Source organism: Streptomyces sp. NPDC008317 (assembly GCF_042955955.1).
Lineage (GTDB): Bacteria > Actinomycetota > Actinomycetes > Streptomycetales > Streptomycetaceae > Actinacidiphila.
The window spans coordinates 854048-873671 of the sequence record NZ_JBIBFQ010000003.1; the positions used below are offsets into that span (position 1 = coordinate 854048).

15 protein-coding genes are annotated in these 19624 nt (G+C 73.4%); 2 read left to right on the plus strand and 13 right to left on the minus strand.

Features of this window, described 5'->3' with window-relative positions:
- Positions 1-26: 26 nt before the first annotated feature.
- From ACFY9V_RS13340 to ACFY9V_RS13365, 6 genes are all read right to left on the minus strand, one after another.
- Positions 27-743, minus strand: coding sequence for a hypothetical protein (locus tag ACFY9V_RS13340; protein ID WP_391048607.1), 717 nt, complete (start codon positions 741-743; stop codon positions 27-29).
- Positions 728-1690 (minus strand): ParA family protein, encoded by a 963-nt coding sequence (locus ACFY9V_RS13345; RefSeq protein WP_355333513.1) that lies wholly within the window; start codon positions 1688-1690, stop codon positions 728-730. The genes ACFY9V_RS13340 and ACFY9V_RS13345 overlap by 16 nt, the downstream gene beginning before the upstream one ends.
- 377 nt (positions 1691-2067) lie before the next feature.
- Positions 2068-3183 carry an alanine dehydrogenase gene (gene ald / locus ACFY9V_RS13350; protein ID WP_355333609.1) on the minus strand — a complete coding sequence of 372 codons (1116 nt, stop codon included), beginning with the start codon at positions 3181-3183 and terminating at the stop codon, positions 2068-2070.
- A gap of 151 nt (positions 3184-3334) precedes the next feature.
- Positions 3335-5929, minus strand: a complete 2595-nt coding sequence (locus ACFY9V_RS13355) for a tetratricopeptide repeat protein (protein WP_391161355.1) — start codon at positions 5927-5929, stop codon at positions 3335-3337.
- Between the two features lie 190 nt (positions 5930-6119).
- Complete coding sequence (locus ACFY9V_RS13360; RefSeq protein ID WP_355333518.1) at positions 6120-6743, minus strand: NUDIX hydrolase; 624 nt, start codon at positions 6741-6743, stop codon at positions 6120-6122.
- A gap of 74 nt (positions 6744-6817) precedes the next feature.
- A complete protein-coding gene (locus ACFY9V_RS13365) occupies positions 6818-8488 on the minus strand; it encodes a CTP synthase (RefSeq protein ID WP_355333611.1) in 1671 nt (556 codons plus the stop codon).
- Between the two features lie 602 nt (positions 8489-9090).
- Between ACFY9V_RS13365 and ACFY9V_RS13370 the strand changes: the two genes are divergently transcribed.
- A complete protein-coding gene (locus ACFY9V_RS13370) occupies positions 9091-10908 on the plus strand; it encodes a glycoside hydrolase family 15 protein (protein WP_391048613.1) in 1818 nt (605 codons plus the stop codon).
- Between the two features lie 21 nt (positions 10909-10929).
- Here ACFY9V_RS13370 and ACFY9V_RS13375 read toward each other — a convergent pair whose 3' ends face one another.
- From ACFY9V_RS13375 to ACFY9V_RS13405, 7 genes are all read right to left on the minus strand, one after another.
- Entirely contained in the window at positions 10930-12060 is a 1131-nt protein-coding gene (locus ACFY9V_RS13375; RefSeq protein ID WP_391161391.1) for a glycosyltransferase, read from the minus strand.
- A 141-nt stretch (positions 12061-12201) separates the two neighbouring features.
- Complete coding sequence (locus ACFY9V_RS13380) at positions 12202-13047, minus strand: hypothetical protein (protein ID WP_391161356.1); 846 nt, start codon at positions 13045-13047, stop codon at positions 12202-12204.
- 754 nt (positions 13048-13801) lie between these two features.
- Positions 13802-15553: a DNA repair protein RecN gene (gene recN, locus ACFY9V_RS13385; RefSeq protein ID WP_391048619.1), complete on the minus strand. Its 1752-nt coding sequence runs from the start codon at positions 15551-15553 to the stop codon at positions 13802-13804.
- A 376-nt stretch (positions 15554-15929) separates the two neighbouring features.
- Positions 15930-16889 carry an NAD kinase gene (locus ACFY9V_RS13390; protein WP_355333527.1) on the minus strand — a complete coding sequence of 320 codons (960 nt, stop codon included), beginning with the start codon at positions 16887-16889 and terminating at the stop codon, positions 15930-15932.
- Positions 16886-17692, minus strand: a complete 807-nt coding sequence (locus tag ACFY9V_RS13395) for a TlyA family rRNA (cytidine-2'-O)-methyltransferase (RefSeq protein ID WP_391048624.1) — start codon at positions 17690-17692, stop codon at positions 16886-16888. The genes ACFY9V_RS13390 and ACFY9V_RS13395 overlap by 4 nt, the downstream gene beginning before the upstream one ends.
- Before the next feature lie 10 nt (positions 17693-17702).
- Complete coding sequence (locus tag ACFY9V_RS13400; protein WP_355333532.1) at positions 17703-18017, minus strand: hypothetical protein; 315 nt, start codon at positions 18015-18017, stop codon at positions 17703-17705.
- A complete protein-coding gene (locus ACFY9V_RS13405) occupies positions 18010-19089 on the minus strand; it encodes a histone (RefSeq protein WP_391161357.1) in 1080 nt (359 codons plus the stop codon). Before ACFY9V_RS13405 ends, ACFY9V_RS13400 begins: the two co-directional genes overlap by 8 nt.
- A 161-nt stretch (positions 19090-19250) precedes the next feature.
- Between ACFY9V_RS13405 and ACFY9V_RS13410 the strand changes: the two genes are divergently transcribed.
- Positions 19251-19598, plus strand: coding sequence for an SCP2 sterol-binding domain-containing protein (locus ACFY9V_RS13410; RefSeq protein WP_391161392.1), 348 nt, complete (start codon positions 19251-19253; stop codon positions 19596-19598).
- Positions 19599-19624 lie beyond the last annotated feature (26 nt).

The following is a 19624-nucleotide window of genomic DNA, read 5'->3' on the forward strand; positions in this document are numbered from 1 at the left end:
TTCCCCGACCGCGCGCCGTCGGGGCGTCAGCGGCCCCGCAGACGGCGTACGAGGATGCTCGCGTCGCCGCGCGACTCCAGATCGGCCAGCACCACGGCGACGGCCTCGCGGACGATCCGGCCGCGGTCGATGGCGAGCCCGTGCTCACCGCGCAGCACCAGCCGGGCGTGTTCCAGATCCATCAGCTCCTCGGCGGAGACATAGACGGTGATCTTCTCGTCGTGCCGCTCGCGCCCGCTGGGACGGCGGTTCTGCCGGGCGGCCTTGCGCCGCGCCTGCTGGGGCTGCGGCTGGGCGGTGATCGGGGGCTGGACCGGTGCGGCCTGCGGCTGCGGCGCGGGCGCGGTCATGGTGCCGGAGGAGGCGGCGGGCGACGGCATACCGGCCCGTTCGGCGGTCAGCGGGCGGCGTGAGGTCGGGATGTCCCGGCCGCCGTGTTCCGCGCTGTCCTCGCCCTGTCCCGCGGTGCCGGAGGGTCGTGTCCCTTCGTCGCCGTCCGCGGGATCGGCCGCGTCGTTCCCGGCGGCCGGGTCGGCCACCGGTACGGACCGCAGCCGGCCGTCCGCCTGCGTACCGTTCTGTCCTTCGCCCGGACCACCGGAGCCGCCGGAGCTCCCGGAACCACCGGAGCCGCCGGGGCCGGGGCCGCCGGGGTGCTGCCGTGGCTGCGGGGCCTGGAGCGCCGCTCCTCCGGTCGTCCGGAACAGCTCGTCGGCGCCCGGCAGACTCACTCGGCGTGGCACCGGGCGAGCACCTCCCTGGCGAGCTGGCGATAGGCGGCCGCGCCGACGGAGTTGGACGCGTAGGTGGTGATCGGCTCGCCCGCCACGGTCGTCTCGGGGAACCGCACGGTGCGGCCGATGACGGTGTGGAAGACGTGCTCGTCGAACGCCTCGACGACCCGGGCCAGCACCTCGCGGCTGTGCACGGTGCGCGAGTCGTACATGGTGGCGAGGATGCCGTCGAGCTCAAGCTCGGGGTTGAGCCGCTCGCGGACCTTCTCGATGGTCTCGGTGAGCAGCGCGACCCCGCGCAGTGCGAAGAACTCGCACTCCAGCGGAACGATCACCGAGTGCGCCGCGGTGAGCGCGTTGACCGTCAGCAGGCCGAGCGAGGGCTGGCAGTCGATGACGATGTAGTCGTAGTCGGCCATCAGCGGCTTGAGGGCGCGCTGGAGCGACGACTCGCGGGCGACCTCGCTGACGAGCTGCACTTCCGCTGCCGACAGGTCGATATTGCTGGGGAGCAGGTCCATGCCGGGCACCGCGGTCTTCAGCAGGCACTCGTCGGCCGCCAGTCCGCGTTCCATCAGCAGGTTGTAGACCGTGATGTCGAGTTCCATCGGGTTGACCCCGAGGCCGACCGAGAGCGCGCCCTGCGGGTCGAAGTCGACAAGAAGCACCCGGCGGCCGTATTCGGCCAGCGCCGCGCCCAGGTTGATGGTCGAGGTGGTCTTGCCGACCCCGCCCTTCTGGTTGCACATCGCGACGATCTTCGCGGGGCCGTGGTTGGTGAGCGGATTGGGGATCGGGAAGTACGGCAGGGGCCGGCCGGTGGGGCCGACGCGTTCGCGGCGCTGCCGGGCCGCGTCCGGGGCGAGGGTGGCCGCGTACTCCGGATCCGGTTCGTACTCGGCATCCGGGTCGTAGAACTGACCGTCCTGCAGGTCGTTGTCGTTGAAAGGCGCCATGGCGTAAGCAGGTTGCGTCTCTGTGTTCGTCTCGGGCCGGCGGGACTCGAAGGTGCGGACCGCGACGGAACCGACGGTCATTCCTGGTTGACCACCCCCGGGAGCAAATGTCGACTCATTCACAAGTCGTCTTACCTCCTTGGTGACCAGGAAACTTCTAGACAGGTCAGCGTGACTACAGCCGACGATTCGCGACTCTATGGCGTGTCGGTGGTCCACAGCAACACAATCCGCCGGACACGGCACGATGTGTCGGCAACCGAACACCCCGCTGTCAAGGGCGTAAGCACATGAACGGCCGGGCCTCGACACACAAGACCCGGCCGGTGGTGCGGTGTTGGCGCGATGTTGACGCGCCTGGTCACAGTGGCCGCCGGTCAGCCCAGCAGCGCGTGCAGGTCGGTGGAGTCGAGGCCGTGCGCCTCGGCCACCGGACCGTAAACAACTTGTCCCTCATGCGTGTTGAGACCGAGAGCGAGAGCCGCGTCACGTCGCAGCGCTTCGCGCCAGCCGCGGTTGGCCAGTTCGACGATGTACGGCAGCGTCGCGTTGGTCAGCGCGTACGTCGAGGTGTTGGGAACCGCGCCGGGCATGTTCGCGACGCAGTAGAACACCGACTGGTGTACGGGGAACGTCGGTTCGGCGTGCGTGGTGGGGCGGGAGTCCTCGAAGCAGCCGCCCTGGTCGATCGCGATGTCGACAAGGACAGATCCCGGCTTCATGCGCGAGACCAGCTCGTTGGTGACCAGCTTCGGCGCCTTCGCGCCCGGAATGAGCACCGCGCCGATCACGAGGTCGGCGTCGAGCACGGCCTTCTCCAGCGCGTAGGCGTTGGAGGCGATGGTCTGCACGCGGTTGCCGAACACCTTGTCGGCCTCGCGCAGTTTGTTGACGTCCTTGTCCAGCAGCGTGACGTGGAAGCCGAGTCCGAGCGCGATGGTGGTGGCGTGCCAGCCGGAGACACCGGCGCCGATGACGACGGCCTTGCCGGACTGGACACCGGGGACGCCGCCGGGCAGGACGCCGCGACCGCCGGCCGAGCGCATCAGGTGGTAGGCGCCGACCTGCGGGGCGAGCCGGCCGGCCACCTCGGACATCGGGGCGAGCAGCGGGAGCTGGCGGTTCGCGGTCTCCACCGTCTCGTACGCGATGGCGGTGGTGCCCGACTCCAGCAGCGCGTCCGTGCACGCGCGGGAGGCGGCGAGGTGCAGGTAGGTGAAGAGCGTCTGATCCTTGCGGAGCCGGTGGTACTCCTCGGCGATCGGCTCCTTCACCTTGAGCAGCAGATCGGCCGTGGCCCACACCTCGTCGGCGGTGGCGAGGATGCCCGCACCTGCCGAGACGTACTCCTCGTCGGGGATGGACGAGCCGTCGCCGGCGCCCTGCTCCACGAAGACCTGGTGTCCGTTGCGGACGAGTTCGTGCACGCCTGCCGGGGTGATGGCCACGCGGAACTCGTTGTTCTTGACCTCGCGGGGGATGCCCACCTTCACGTCGATCACGGTCCTTGCGCTCAGGGAAGAATGACCGCTTTGGGGCGGCAGAAAGCCAGTCTAGTGAAGGAAGACTCTCTGTCCAGCCTTACAAAGTGACCACTTTGGCCGAGACCATTGGCAGTTTCGTAGGTATACAGCGCGGGGATCGTCAGTTCGGCGCCGATTCGCCCTCGCTGAGCAGGCGGTTCGCGGCGGCGCGCTGGACCGTGGCGCCGCTCGGATCGCCCAGCCGGTCGAGCGTGTCGGCGAGCCGCAGCAGGATCGCGCCCTCCAGCCGCCGCTCCCCCGCCTTGCGCGCCCAGTACAGCGCGTCGCGGCAGGTCCGCAGCGCGTCCTCCGGGTAGCCCGCGTACTCCTGCACCCGCGCGGCCTCGGTCAGCGCGCGGGCCTGCGCGCCCAGGTCGCCCAGCCGCCGGTACGCCCCGGCGGCGGCGCGCCATTCGCGCAGCGCGGGCCCGTACCGGCCGTCGTAGGTGAACAGCGCGCCGATCCGGCCGTGCAGCCGGGCCTCGTGGAAGGTCTCGCCGCGTTCCTGGCGCAGCGCGAGCGCCCTGCCGTACCAGTCGGCGGCCCGCTGCGGGTCGTGCCGCTCCTGATACGTACCGCCGAGGGCTTCCAGCACCCGGCCCTCGGCCTCCGCGTCGTCGCACTTGCGGGCCGCGCCCAGTGCGGCGCGGTACCGGTCGAGCGCCCGGTCGGAACGGCCCGCCGCCGCGTCCAGGTCGCCGAGATTGATCAGCGCCGCCGCCTTCTCCCGGTCCAGGCCGCGCCGCTCGGCGACGTCCAGGACCAGGCCGTGCAGTTCGTACTGCTCGGCCGCCATCGCGTTCCCGCCGGGGAAGGCGGCGAGCGCCTGCACCTGGGCGGCGATCAGCCGTCTGGCCAGGGTGTCCAGATCGCCGTCCGCGACGGCGACCCGCGCGGAGGCCAGCAGCGCGGGCAGCCGGGACCGCAGCCACTCGGCGGCCGTCGCGGGCGAGTCGAAGCTGAGGCTGCGCGGGCCGTCGTCCGGCAGCCGCATCCGCACGAGCGCCGAGCCGCACGACAGCAGCAGCCGTACGGTCCGCTCCAGCATCCTGGCCCGGGCCAGCCGGACCTCCTCCGGGCGGTCGCGGGATTCGAGCAGCCCGCGCAGCAGCGGCTCGAAGCAGCCGGGCAGGCGGTACTGCGGCGGCAGCTCGTCGCCCGTCACCGGACCGGGCGCCAGCAGTGCGCCGCCGACGAAGTCGTCGAGCGTGCTCTGCGCGGCGGCCACGGAACAGCCCGCGAGCGCCGAGGCGACCTGCGCGTCGACCATGCCCGCAGGTGCCAGCGACAGGAGTCGCAGCATCCGCGCGGCGGTCTGCGGCACGTCCTCGTAGACCAGCCGGAAGGACCGCACGAGTTCGCCCTGCGCGGCGGCGCGCGAGGGCGCCGTCCCGTCCGCGTCGGCCGAGGGCGCGGCGGGCGCGTCGGCCGAGACCGTACGCAGCCGGGTCGCGGCGTCCGCCACGGAGAGCGTCGGCCGGGCCGCGAGCCAGGCGGCGACCAGCCGCAGCGCGGTGGGGTGCCCGCCGATCTCCTGCACGAGGGCCTCGGCGGCGCGCGGGTCGCAGGTCACCCGGGTGGAGCCGATGCTGTGCGCGAGCAGTTCCACGGCGGCGGGCGTGTCGAGCCCGCCCAGCGTGCACGGCCGCACGTCCGGCACTCCGGGCAGCGGGCCGTCCGAGGTGACGACGACAAGGCTGCCGGGCGCGTCGGGGATCAGCCCGTCGAGCTGATCGGCGCGCAGGACGTCGTCCAGGACGAGGAGCGTCTTGCGCGAGGTGGCGGCGGGGCCGCCGGACGGGGCGGCCGGGGCGGGAGCGGCGGGTGTTACGGGGGCGGCCGATCCGTCGGCTCCCGGAGTACGGGCGAGGGCTCGGCGGAGGGCGCGGACGGCCTGCTCGGCGGGTACGGGCTCCCCTTCCGGGGAGGTCATGCGCAGGAAGACCTGGCCGTCCGGGTAGTCGTCGGCCAGGTCTTCGGCCAGGCGCAGCGCGAGCGCGGTCCGACCGACGCCGGGGCGTCCGGCGACGAGCAGCACGCGCGCCCGCCCCTTCCCCTGCTTTCCGAGGCCCGGCCGTCCGATCTCTCCGCGCAGCTCCGCCAACTCCCTTTCCCGGCCCACGAATTGACCCTCGCCTTGGGCTCCCGCCCATACGGCGGCGCCGACCCGCACCGTGACCTCGCCGGTCCGGCTCACCGGGCGGGCCGCGCCCGCGCCGACGTCCGAAGGCGCGGCGGGCGCGGTCCCGGCCTTGGGGTCGGCCTTGGGGTCGGCCTTGCGATGAGGCGTGGGATCAGGCTGGGGGTCCGCCTCGACGTCGGCCCCGGTGTCCGCCCCGGACCCGTTCTCGGTTCCCGGCGCGACGGCGGCGGTGCGCTCGGCCTTCGCCGGACGCGCGGCCGGAGTGTCCGGTGCCGACTCGGACTCGGACTCGGGTTCCGGCCCGGCGTCCGGTCCGGCGGCGGTGCGTTCGGCTTTGGGGCCGGTCGCGGACGACGGCTCGGCGTCCTTCGCGGGCGGCTGCTCCGGCCCGGACTCGACAGCGGCAGAAGGAGCCTCGGGGGCCGGGCCCTTGCGCGTCGGGGAGCCGGCGGAAGCCGACCGTCGGCGGCGGGCGCGCGCCTTGGCGGGTGCGGGGGCCGTGTCCGGTTCAGGTGCCGCCGGGGCGTCCGCTCCCGCAGGGGTCCCGTTGGGGTTCAGCGCCTGATCCGTCACGGCCTACGCTCCCGGCTCAGTGGGGTCGTCCGCGCGGGGCGCGGATGCGCGGGTACGCGGCTACGGCGACGAGCCTAGTTCACGCGGTCGGGCCGGTCCGGGGCTCCGACGCGGCCGACCGCGCAAATGATCACTCCATCGGATCATCGAGACCGATGAGGGAGCTGTGAAGAAGCTGTGGAGCGGACGGTCAGGGTGTGAAGGGCCGCGCGGGCCACGGCGACTCGGCGGGCCGCAGCGCGTCGAGACCGGCGCCGTTCATCGCGGCCTGGAGCGCGAAGACGCCCACGACCAGGCAGTTGTTGTGCAGGTCGCCCGCGAGGATCCCGCTGACGAGGTCGGCGAGCGGGACGCGGGCCAGCTCCATGTCGGCCTCCTCCTCGGCGACCGCGAAGCGCTCGCCGTCCGCCTCGGAGACACCGCGCGCGAGGAAGATCCGTACCGCCTCGTCCGTACCGCCGGGGCTGGTGTAGACGTCGGTGAGGACCCGCCAGTCCTCGGCCTTGACGTGCGCCTCCTCGTACAGCTCGCGCTGGGCCGCGTGCAGCGGATTCTCGCCGGGGATGTCGAGCAGTCCGGCCGGGATCTCCCAGAGCTTCTGCCGTACGGGGTGCCGGTACTGGCGCAGTACGAGGACGCGGTCGGCGTCGTCGAGGGCGAGGACGGCCACCGAGCCGGGGTGGACCTGGTAGTCGCGGACGGCGGTGGTGCCGTCGGGCATGACCACCTCGTCCGTGCGTACCGACGTCTTCTTGCCGGTGAACGGCGTGGAGGTCACGGTGACCCGCCACTCCTCCTGAGTGTCCTTCAGCATGCTGCGCCTTCCGAGTCCGTGACCGTACCGAGTGACCGGGAGCGGGCGCCGGGCCCGCTCCCGTAACGCCGCCTTCAGCCCTGCCGCTCCTGCGCGTCCTGCTGCTGGCGCGCGACCGCCGCCTTGACCAGCCCGGCGAACAGCGGGTGGGGCCGGGTCGGGCGGGACTTCAGTTCGGGGTGCGCCTGGGTGGCGACCAGGTACGGGTGCACCTCGCGCGGGTACTCGACGTACTCGACGAGCTTGTTGTCGGGCGAGGTGCCCGAGAAGACGATGCCGGTCGCCTTCTCCAGCTCGGCGCGGTAGGCGTTGTTCACCTCGTAGCGGTGGCGGTGCCGCTCCTCGACGTACGGCTGGTCGCCGTAGACCTCGCGGACGATGGAGCCCTCGGCGAGCTTCGCCGGGTAGGTGCCCAGGCGCATCGTGCCGCCGAGGTCGCCCTTGCCGTCCACGATGTCGAGCTGCTCGGCCATGGTCGAGATGACCGGGTGTCCGGTGCCGGGGTCGAACTCGGTGGAGTTGGCGTCGGCGATCCCGGCGAGGTTGCGCGCGGCCTCGATGACCACGCATTGCAGGCCGAGGCAGAGTCCGAGCAGTGGGACGCGGTTCTCACGGGCGAAGGTGATCGCGGTGACCTTGCCCTCGACGCCTCGGTCGCCGAAGCCGCCGGGCACGCAGATCGCGTCCACGTCGCCGAGCTGCGCCGCCGCGCCCGCCGGGGTCCGGCAGTCGTCGGAGGTGACCCACTTGACGTGCACCTTCGCGTTGTTGGCGAATCCGCCGGCGCGCAGTGCCTCGGTCACCGACAGATAGGCGTCGGGCAGGTCGATGTACTTGCCGACCAGCGCGACCTTCACCTCGTGGGCGGGCTCGTGCACCCGCTTGAGCAGGTCGTCCCACTGGGCCCAGTCCACATCGCGGAAGGGCAGGTCCAGCCGCCGGACGACGTACGCGTCCAGGCCCTCGGTGTGCAGCACCTTGGGGATGTCGTAGATGGAGGGCGCGTCGATCGCGGCGACCACCGCGTCCTCGTCGACGTCGCACATCAGCGAGATCTTCCGCTTGATGGCGTCCGGCACATGGCGGTCCGCGCGCAGCACGATCGCGTCGGGCTGGATGCCGATGTTGCGCAGCGCGGCCACCGAGTGCTGGGTCGGCTTGGTCTTCAGCTCGCCGGAGGGGCCGATGTACGGCAGCAGCGAGATGTGCACCACGAAGACGTTGTCCCGGCCGACCTCGTGCCTGACCTGGCGGACCGACTCCAGGAACGGCAGCGACTCGATGTCGCCGACCGTGCCGCCGACCTCGGTGATGACGACGTCCACGTCGTCGGTGGCCATCCGGCGGATACGGGACTTGATCTCGTTGGTGATGTGCGGGATCACCTGCACGGTGTCACCGAGGTACTCGCCGCGCCGCTCCTTGGCGATCACCGTGGAGTAGATCTGGCCGGTGGTGACGTTGGCGGAACCCGCCAGATTGACGTCGAGGAAGCGCTCGTAGTGACCGATGTCGAGGTCGGTCTCGGCGCCGTCGTCCGTGACGAAGACCTCGCCGTGCTGGAAGGGGTTCATGGTGCCCGGATCCACGTTGAGATAAGGATCGAGCTTCTGCATGGTGACCCGCAGGCCCCGTGCCTTGAGCAGCGCCCCGAGGCTGGAGGCCGTCAGGCCCTTGCCGAGAGAGGAGGCCACACCACCGGTGACGAAGATGTGCTTCGTCGTGGATTTCGGCGCATTCTTCAGAAAAGCTGCCAAGAGGGGGCTCCCGTGGTCGCGAGGTGAGGGTCGGGACGGCGTTCGTGCTTGGGAGCGCCGTCGCGGCGGTTCAGTGGTTCATCCCACCGGCCCACGGGCTACCAGGGTATCAGCGACCCCGGCCGCCGAATGATGCGCCACGGCGGCCGGCGGGCACGACCGATGACTTTCGCCACTCTGGGCCGCCACCGCCCGGCCTCCGCCCGGCCTCCGGACGGCCATCGGGCGGTCGCCGGGCGGTCTTGGTGAGGTCTTCGTGAGGTCTTCGGGCAGCTTTCGTGCGCTCTTCTGGCCGTCGAAGCGCCGTCGAAGGGCCGTCGAAGGGCCGTAGTAAGGCCGTAGTAAGGCGTTGTAGCGCAGCCGCGGGGCCGTCGTGGAGCCGCCGCGGGGCCGGTACACCCGACCGGCGGAGCGAAGATCGCGGAGACATGCGCACGCCCTCCTCGGACGACGTATCCTGCACGGACGCATTGCTACGAGCCGACCGGCACGGCACTATCCCCGCCCAGTTCCCGGATCATGAGCTCGTCCAAAATCCCCAGACCGCAAGACCGTCCCCAGCGGGGGCGGCGCCTGTCGTTCGACTGGAGTTGCACGTGGCCGGGCTCATCGAGGACTACGCCCTCATCGGTGATATGCAGACCGCCGCACTGGTCTGCCGGGACGGCACGGTCGACTGGCTGTGCCTCCCCCGGTTCGACTCGCCCGCCGTCTTCGCCGGACTGCTCGGTACCGAGCAGCACGGCTTCTGGCGGCTCGGCCCCGCGCACGGCAAGGACGACCAGCCGCCGGCCGCGACGCGCCGCAGGTACCGGGGCGACTCGCTGGTGCTGGAGTCCGAGTGGGACACCGAGCGCGGCACGGTCCGTGTGATCGACTTCATGCCGCCGCGTGACGGCGCACCGCAGGTCATCCGGATCGTGGAGGGCGTGCACGGCCGCGTCCCGATGCGCTCCGCCCTGCGGATGCGTTTCTCCTACGGGCAGATCACGCCGTGGGTGCACAAGGTCGGCGACCGTACGGTCGCGGTGGCCGGGCCCGACTCCGTGTGGCTGGACACTGATGTCGACACCTACGGCCAGGATCTGACGACGTACTCCGAGTTCACCGTCGCGCCCGGTGACCGCATCGCGTTCACCATCAGTTGGGAGCCGTCGCACAAGCCGCAGCCCTCGCTGCCTGAGCCCGAGGCGTCGCTGACCGCCACCGAGGACTTCTGGCGCGAGTGGGTCGAGCAGTGTACGTACACCGGGCCGTACCGGGACGCGGTGGTGCGCTCGCTGATCACGCTCAAGGCGCTGACGTACGGGCCGACCGGCGCGATCGTCGCCGCGCCGACCACCTCGTTGCCCGAGGACATCGGCGGGGTCCGCAACTGGGACTACCGCTTCACCTGGCTGCGCGACGCCGCGATCACCCTGTCCTCGCTGCTGCGCACCGGCTACCGCGACGAGGCCCGCGCCTGGCGCGAGTGGCTGCTGCGCGCGGTGGCGGGCGACCCCGAGAACCTCCAGATCATGTACGGCATCGCGGGCGAGCGCGAGCTGGGCGAGAACGAGCTGCACTGGCTGCCCGGTTACGAGGGCTCCTCCCCCGTGCGGATCGGCAACGGCGCGGCCCACCAGCTCCAGCTCGACGTGTACGGCGAGGTCACCGAGGCCCTGCACCTGGGCCACATGACGGGCCTGGCCCGCAATGACTACGCGAGCGTCCTCCAGCTCAAGCTGATCCGCTACCTGGAGAAGCACTGGAACGAGCCGGACGAGGGCATCTGGGAAGTCCGGGGCCCGCGCCGCCACTTCGTGCACTCCAAGGTGATGGCCTGGGTCGCGGTCGACCGCACCGTCAAGCTCATCGAGTCCGGCGAGGTCGACGGCCCGCTGGAGCGGCTCAAGGAGCTGCGCGAGGACATCCACTACGACGTGTGCGAGAAGGGCTTCGACCGGGAGCGCAACACCTTCACGCAGTCCTACGGCTCCAAGGAGCTGGACGCCTCGCTGCTGCTCATCCCGCAGATGGGCTTCCTGCCGCCGGACGACAAGCGGGTCATCGGCACCATTGAGGCGATCCAGCGGGAGCTGTCGACCGAGGACGGCTTCGTCCTGCGCTACCCCGTCTCCAGCGGCGCCGACGGCGAGGAGAATCTGGACGGCCTGCCCGGCGACGAAGGGGCGTTCCTCGCCTGCTCGTTCTGGCTCGCCGACGACCTCGCGATGATCGGCCGGGTCGAGGAGGCGCGCAAGCTCTTCGAGAAGCTGCTGGCGCTCCGCAACGACCTGGGTCTGCTCGCCGAGGAGTGGGACCCGCGCCGCAAGCGCCAGGTCGGCAACTTCCCGCAGGCGTTCAGCCATGTGCCGCTGATCGACACGGCGCTGCGGCTCACCGCCACCGGGGCGTTCCGCGCGTAGCGGGTCCCGGACCCCGGTCCGTCAGACCTGCGTCAGCTCGTCGTAGACGCTGAGCACCTGGGCCACCGTGTCGTCCTCGGTGGGCCAGGTGGCGGCCTGGGCGCGGCCCGCCACGGACAGGGCGGTACGGCGGCCGGGGTCGGCGAGCAGGGTGACGACGCCGCGGGCGAGGGCCGCCGCGTCGCCGTAGGGGACGAGGACGGCCGCGTCGCCGACGAGTTCGGGGGTGCCGCCGACGGCGGTGGCGATCAGGGGAACGCCCGCGTGCAGGGCTTCCTGGGCGATCAGCGGGCGGGCCTCCCAGCGGCTGGGCAGCACGACGAGGTCGGCGGCGGCGAGCAGTTCCGGCACGTCGTCGCGGCGGCCGAGCAGGACCACCGGGAGCTGTTCCGCCTCGATCCGCTTCTCCAGGGCCGCGCGCCTACTGCCCTCGCCCGCGACGGCTACCAGCGGCGGCGGTTCGAGACCCGTCCAGTGGGCGGCGGCGTCCAGCAGCAGGTCGTAGCCCTTGTGGGCTTCGAGGCGGCCGACGGCCAGCAGCAGCGGGCGGTCGATCGCGCCGAATTCGGCGCGGGTCTTGTGGGTGTGCCGCTCGCCGTCGCCGGGCAGGCGCGGCGGCGGGGCGACCGGGCGCGGTACGGCGGCCGGTGCCAGCCTGACGTCCTTGGCGCCGAGGTGGCGGGCCCGGTCGACGAGTTCGGCGCAGACGCCGAGGACGACGGTGGCGCCGCGTACCGCCCGGCGCTCCAGCCAGCGCAGCAGCGCGGCGCGGCCCGCGCCGTCGTGTTCCGCGGGGGCGCCGCCGTGCCAGGTGAGGACCAGTGGGGTGCTGCGGCCGCCGAGCGCGATCGCGGCCAGCAGTCCGGCGCGCAGGCCGTGCGCGTGGACGATTCCGGCGCCGGAGAAGACGGCGCGCAGAGCGGCGACGGCGGGCGCGTCGGTGGCGGCGGCGGCCCTGCGGCCGATGTCGAGGGGTACGAAGCGGGCGCCGGTGCCGGAGAAGGCGTAGTCGGCCTCGGCGGCGGGGGGCCCGCAGACGGTGACCGCGACACCCCGCGCCACGAGACCGCCCGCCAGCGAGCTGACGTGCGCTCCCGACGTCGTGCCCATGACGTGCACGGCGTGGAGCTGCCCCTGGAAGGGGGTGGACATGCTGCTCACGCGGGGCACTGCTCCTGACTCGGCACGGGACGGCGGGTGTTGGCGGGTACGGGCAACCCCTCCAGGATGCCAGGCCGCACCCGCGGGTCACCGGTCACGGTCGCGCTCAGGCCCGCTCACCCGCCCTTGGGATCACCCATACGGGTGTGCCACGCGGCCCCAGGAGTCAACGTGCCGCACTCCGGGCGCGTTCCACAACCGCTCGTGGGAGGAGATCCGGTCGCCCGCGGCGGTCATCGCGATGAGCGCCGCCGCGTGCAGCAGCAGCCCGGTCCTGCCGTTGGCGACGACGATCGCCGCGCCCAGCGCCGCGCCGAGCGCGTGGGCGCCGCCGTCGCCGAGCATCGTCCGCTCGCTGAGGTCGTCGCCGAGTACGGCCGCCGCGGCGCCCACGGGGGCCGCGGCCAGCACTCCCGCGGGGCCGCGGCGCAGCAGGCCGGGCACGCCGACGGCGATGACCGCCTTCGCGGCGCGGCCGGGCGAGATGTCCACCAGGTTCACCGCGTGCGCGGTGCCCGCGATGACGACGCCCGCGAGCAGTTGGTCGAAGGGCCGCACCTTGAGCAGGGTGCCCGCGGCGAGCCCGGCCGCGCCGATGCCGAGGAGTTTCACGGCGCCCGAGGTGAACCGGCCCTCGCGCAGCGCCTTCAGATGCGCGCCGAAGCCGCGTTCGTCGGGCGAGCCGGCCTGGTCGTCGTAGGCCCCGCAGGCGCCCGCGGCCAGTGCGGCGCCGACGGCCGCGATCCGGGAGCGTACGGTCAGGCCGCGCGCGGCGCCCAGGGCGGTCGCGGCCCCGGCCGCGGCGGCCAGGCCGCCGTACAGCTCCACACCGCGCCCCGCGTAGTTGCTGCGCTGCCACATCCGGGCCTCGACCGGGGGCCGCCTGCGCAGCTCCGCGTAGGCCGCGCGGGTCGCACCGGCCGCCGCCATGCCGACGGACAGCCGTCCCGACCGCCCCTTCCAGCCACGCCTGCTCATCCCGCTGCCTCCACGTCGTCGCCGTCGTCCGCTCGCGGCCAACCGCCGCGCCCGGCTGCGCAATTACCCGGCCCGCACAGCCTTCCCCGCCACGCCCCCGGAAAGCCGTCTCCGCGCGCTCCCGCCGCGCGCGGCACATTATCCGACCGCGCCGATGTCCTCCGGACCCGGACCACCAAGGGCCCGCAGGCCCGCCCGACCGACGCGCCGCGTCCGGCCCCGCCCCTGTCCCGGACCGCCAAGGGCCCTCCGCGGCCGAGGTGCCGTACCGCCCTCGCCGCACCCCGGCGCACCCGGCCTCCTTCGACAGGCCGCCACCCGACCGACCTCACCCGCCCGCCGCCCGCCGCAACGACTGGCGGCCACGCGCCCCCCCGCCCACCCGGGCGGCGCACCCGCACGTCGCCATCCGGACCTGCGGTCCCAGACCCGCTCCTCGGGCAGCTCCGACCGGAACGGCCGGGCCTCAGCGCCACGGCTGACGCCCCCGGCGGCACCGGCCTGCCTCCGGACGGCCACGCGACCTCACGCCAGGACCGGCGGCGCAGCCGGACCTCGGCGTCCGGGCCCGCTCCTCGGACCGCTGCGAGACCCCGTCCACGTCCGAGCGGAGCGGCCGGGGCTCAGCGACACGGCTGGCGCTCCCGGCAGCACCGGCCTGCGCCGGACCGCCGCGAGACCTTGGGCACGTTCGACCGGGGCGGTCAGGGGCTCGGCGACGCGGCTGGCGGCAGCGGGCCGGGGTGTCGGGGGGTCAGCGGGCCGCCTTGGCCGCGGCGAGGAGTTCCTCGGCGTGGGCGCGGCCCAGTTCGGAGTCCTCGAGACCGGCGAGCATGCGGGAGAGCTCCTTCACCCGTGCCTCGCCCTCCAGGATGGTGACGCCGCTGCGGGTGACGGACCCGTCGTTGGTCTTCTCGACCAGGAGCTGCCGGTCGGCGAAGGCCGCGACCTGCGGGAGGTGGGTGACGACCACGACCTGCGCGGTACGGGCCAGGCGCGCCAGGCGGCGGCCGACCTCGACGGCCGCCTTGCCGCCGACTCCGGCGTCCACCTCGTCGAAGAGGTACGTCGGCACCGGGTCGGACCCGGCGAAGACCACCTCGACGGCGAGCATGACGCGCGACAGTTCACCGCCCGAGGCGCCCTTGGCGATCGGCCGGGCCGGGGAGCCGGGGTGCGGGGCCAGTTGCAGCTCCACCTCGTCGGCGCCGGTCGGGCCGAAGGCCACGGCCCGGCCGCCCACCTCGATCCCGGCATCGGGCTCGGCCGTCTCGGTCTGCCGGATCGCGACGCCGACACGGGCGTGCGGCATCGCCAGCTCGGCGAGTTCCGCGGTGACGGCGGCGGCGAAACGGTCCGCCGCCTCGCCCCGCGCGTCGGTCAGGTCCTGGGCGAGCGCGCCCAGCTCCGCGCGGAGCGCGTCCCGCTCCGCGGTGAGTCCTTCGATCCGCTCGTCGTCGCCCTCGAGTTCGCCGAGCCGCGCGGCGCTCTCCTCGGCCCAGGCCAGCACGCCGTCGATGTCGACGCCGTACTTGCGCGTCAGATGCGCCAGTACGGACCTGCGCTCCTCGACGGCCGCGAGCCGCAGCGGGTCGGCGTCCAGATTGTCGGCGTATCCCGCCAGCTCGCCCGAGACGTCACCGAGCAGGATGCCGATCTCGCCGAGCCGGGCCGCCAGGCCCGCCAGCTCCGGGTCGTGCGCGCTGACCGCGTCCACCGCGCGCTGCGCCCCCGCCACGAGGGTGCCCGCGTCCACGCCCTCCGGGTCCTCCGGGTTCCCCGCGAGCGCCGCGTGCGCGATGGCCGCCGCGCTCGCCAGCGCCTCGGCGTGGCCGAGGCGGGCCGCCTCGGCGGCCAGTTCGGTGTCCTCGCCCGCGACCGGCTCGGCCGCCGCCACTTCCTCGATGCCGAACCGCAGCAGGTCCGCTTCCTGCGCGCGCTCCCTGGCCCGCGTCGTCAGCTCGTCCAGCTCCGCCGCGACCTCCCGCAGCCTGCGGTAGGCCGACCCGTACTTCGCCAGCGGCGCCGCGACGGCGTCGCCCGCGTACCGGTCCAGGGCCTCGCGCTGCCGCGCCGGGCGCAGCAGGCCCTGCTGGTCGGTCTGGCCGTGCACGGCCACCAGGTCGTCCGCCAGCTCGCCGAGCAGCCCGACCGGGACGGTACGGCCGCCCACGAACGCCCGTGAGCGGCCTTCCGCCGAGACGGTACGGCTGATCAGCAGCGCGCCGTCGTCCAGCTCCGCGCCCGCTTCCTCCGCCCGTACGGAGGCCCGGTTGCCGGGGGCCATCGTTATCCGGCCCTCGACGGACGCCGCCTTCGCGCCGATGCGTACCAGCGCAGGATCGGCCCGGCCGCCCAGGAGCAGGCCGAGGCTGGTCACGACCATGGTCTTGCCCGCACCGGTCTCGCCGGTCACCGCGGTGAAGCCGGGTGAGAGTTCCACCACGGCGTCCTCGATGACCCCGAGCGACCGGATTCGCATTTCCTCCAACACGGGTACGACCATACGAGGTTTGCGCCCCGCCGCGCGACGGTCCCCTGCGGGGGGCGGTGCGCATCTCCGGGGCTCGGCCCCGAACGGGTGTCCCCCGCGGAGTGGGCAAGCGTCTTCCAGGGCGCGGCCCCGGGCCTTTCTTCGCCGGGGCGGCACACCGGTCTTTTCAGCGGCGGCTGGGGCTGCGCGGCCCGCCGAAGCGCTCCCGCGGGGCACCACCGGCCCCAGCGGGGCAGACCGGCTGTTCTCGGGCCGACGGCCCGGTGGGGGCTGGTCGCGCGGTTCCCCGCGCCCCTAAGAACCAGGCCCTGCGCAAGGGCAGCGCCCTGTCCTCACGCCCGCGACGGGCGCCCGCCTGCGCGTAGCGAACGGTCCGCCGTCAGGCGGGTCATTGGGGGGCGCCGCGCCATCCGGCGACGGGGAGGGCGAATTTGGCGACGAGACGGTCCGTGAAGGAGGCGTGGTGGAGCCGGGCCAGCCGCACGGGCACGGCGCCCCGGCGGACTTCGACGCGGGCACCGGCGAGAAGCTCGACGGTGCGGCGGCCGTCGCACCACAGGACGCCGTGCGGCGTCTTGGGCTGGACCTCGACGGCGAGGACGGAGCGGGGCGAGGTCACCAGGGGCTTGGCGAAGAGGGCGTGGGCGCTGATGGGCACCATCAGGAGCGCTTCGACCTCGGGCCAGACGACGGGGCCGCCGGCCGAGAAGGCGTAGGCGGTCGAGCCGGTGGGGGTGGCGCAGACGACGCCGTCGCCGCCGAAGCGGGAGACCGGGCGGCCGTCGACCTCGGTGACGACCTCCAGGAGGCGTTCGCGGGACGCCTTCTCGACCGAGGCCTCGTTGAGCGCCCAGTCGGTGTGCACGATGTGCCCGTCGTTGCGGACCAGCACGTCGAGGGTCATCCGCTCCTCGACCTCGTACTCGCGGGTGACGACGCGGTCGACGACCTTGTCGAGGTCGTCCCGCTCGGCCTCGGCGAGGAAGCCGACCCGGCCGAGGTTCACGCCGAGCAGCGGGACCCCGGAGGCGCGGGCGAATTCGGCGCCGCGCAGCAGTGTGCCGTCACCGCCGAGTACGACGATCAGCTCGCAGCCCTCGACGGACTCGGGCCCCGGCTCCGTGACGTGCTCGACCTCGGCGGGCAGCGGCAGGTCCGCGGCCTCCTCGGCGAGCAGCCGTACGCCGATCCCGCACCTCAGCAGCCCCTTGACCACGCGCTCCGCACTGCGGATGGCGGCCGGGCGGCCGGTGTGGGCGAGCAGGAAGACGGTACGGGCGCCGCCCGGTCCGCACTGCGCGTCGCGTCCGGCTTCGGATCCGGTTCCGGATTCGGTCTTGGTGGTCAACGGGGCCCCTCCGCCACAGCACGGTCGACATCGGCCGGGTCCAGAGGAGGCGCACCGGCCCGCAGCCACAGAAAATATTCCACATTCCCGGACGGTCCGGGCAGCGGACTGGCCGTGACGCCCAGCACCCCGAGCCCCAGCTCCGCCCCCTGAGCGGCGACCTTGCGTACGCTCTCGGCCCGTAGCTGGGTGCTGCGGACGACGCCACCGCTGCCCAGTCGTTCCCTACCCACCTCGAACTGCGGCTTCACCATCAGGACGAGATCGGCGTCGGGCGCGGCGCACCGTACGAGCGCGGGCAGCACCAGACCGAGCGGAATGAACGACAGGTCGCCGACGATCAGGTCGACGGGGGTGCCGTCGATGTGGTCGAGCGTCAACTCGCGGACGTTCGTACGGTCCTTGACGGTGACGCGGTCGTCGCTCTGCAACGACCAGGCCAGCTGGCCGTAGCCGACGTCGACCGCGACGACCTCGGCGGCGCCCGCCCGCAGCAGCACATCGGTGAAGCCGCCGGTGGACGCGCCCGCGTCGAGCGCCCTGCGGCCCTCGACGGTCAGCCCGCGCGGCTGGAACGCGGCGAGCGCGCCGGCCAGCTTGTGGCCGCCGCGCGACACGTAGTCGGGTTCGTCGGCGTCCCGCGCCACCACCACGGCGGCGCTGGTCTCCACCTGCGTGGCCGCCTTCGTGGCGGTCGCGCCGCCGACGGTCACCCGCCCGGCGGCGATCAACTGGCTTGCGTGCTCCCGCGAGCGCGCGAGACTCCGGCGCACCAGCTCGGCGTCGAGTCGGCGTCGTGCCACCACGTACGGTTCAGCTCCTGTTCTCGTCCAGCGCGGCGAGTGCGTCCCGCAATCCGCGGTGCGCGTCCTCGTACACCTCTATGTGTCCCGCGGTCGGCAGTTCGTCGGCGTCCGACAGCCGGGCAACCGCCGCGTCCACGTCGGCATTCCCCGTCTCCCGCAGCACCACGCCGAGCGGTACGGGACCGGCCGCCTCCGGCAGGGCGTGAACGGCCCCGTCCGCCGGTCCGACCGCGTCGGCGTCCTGCGCCGGTGCGGCGTCCGGCGCCTCGTCGCCGTCCGGTGCCGGTGCGGCACCGGACGGCCCGAAATCGAGGTCACTCACCGCCGTTACCCGCCTCAGGCCCCGGTGCGGACTTCTTCGCGGGCGTGGCCTTCTTCGCGGCGGGCGCCTTCTTGGCCGCGGCCTTCTTCGTCGTGGCCGCCCTGGCCGTCGTCGACTTCTTCACCGCGGCGGTCTTCTTGACGGCGGACGCCTTCTTCGCCGCGGGGGCCTTCTTGGCTGCCGTCTTCTCGGGTGTCGCCTTCTTCGCCGTCGCCTTCTTCGCCGGGGTGGTGCCTTCCGGCTGTTCCGGCGTCGCGGGGGCCGCGGGCGCCGGAGGGGCCGCCTGGGCCGGGGTGGGCCTGGCCGGGGTGGTCTTGCGGGTGGCGGACTTCTTCGCGGGCGCGGTCTTCTTGGCCGCGGCCTTCTTGGCGGACGCGGTCTTCGTGGCGGCCGGGCCCGTACCCGCGGTGGCGGTCTTCCGGGTCGGGGCGGCCTTCTTCGCCGCCGGGGAGGCCGGGGAAGCCGGAGCGGCCGGCGAAGGAGTCGTCGCCGACTTCTTGGCCGCCGTCTTCCGCGCCGAAGGCGCCTTCTTCGCCGCCGCCTTGCGGACCGCGGTCGACGCCGTGCCCTTGGGAGCGGTCGCCGCGGCCGGGGCCGCCTTCTTCGCGGGCGCGGCGGCGGGCGCCGCGTCCGGCTCGACCTTGACGTGCTGGACCGGCGGGGCGGCGCCGCGCCGGGGAGCCGCCTCCGAGGGCCGGGCCTGCCCGGCACCGCTGTCGGCCGCGTCCTCGTCGGTGGACTCCAGGTTCCCGATGCGCCGTTCGAGCGTTTCGAGGACGACGCCGACCTTCGTCACTTCGTCGGCGAGGCGGCCGACCCGGCTCATCGTCTTGTCGACTTCGTCCCGGATGAGTCCGAGCAGCAGGTCGCGGTTGGCCCGGCCCGAGGCCATCAGCTCGTCGGCGAGGGTCTGGACTTCGGCCGGAATGGCGGAGCCGATCCTGCGCTGGACGGCGTCGACGTCTATTCCCGTCTGGTCGAGCAGCTCCCTCGCCGCGTCGATCGTGCGCCGCCGGGTGGCCTCGGTCAGGCCGCCCGCGATCTGTAGACAGGTACGCAGCGCGTCCCGCATCGCTCACACTCCTCGCCTCGCCGTTGACGTATCCGGTCACGACGCTACCGCGTATCGCGACCGCGGCCCGAGCACGGTGCCCCGCGGTGCTGCGGTAGCGTCGTCCGGACGTGCGCGCGGACCGCGCACGATCCGGCACGATCCAGAAGGACACCGCACCGATGGCGACGATCGAGGAGTGCCGCAGCGCGCTCGACCGACTGGCGGCGAACCTCGCCGACGCCGAGGGCGGCGTGCGCTCAGCCGCCGCCATGGACCGCTCCCTGAGCTGCCGGATCACCGATCTGGACGTGACCTTCGTGGGGCGGCTGTCCGGCGGCCGGATCGAGGACGTGACGACCGTGCCGGGCACGCCCGCCGACAAGGCGCAGATCAGGCTGACCATGTCGGGCGACGACCTGGTCGCCCTGGTCCGCGGCGAGTTGAACTTCGCCAAGGCGTGGGGCAGCGGCCGGGTCAAGCTCCAGGCCGGCCTGCGGGACGTCCTGCGTCTGCGGTCTCTGCTGTAAGCGGGCCGGGCGCGGAATCACCGGAT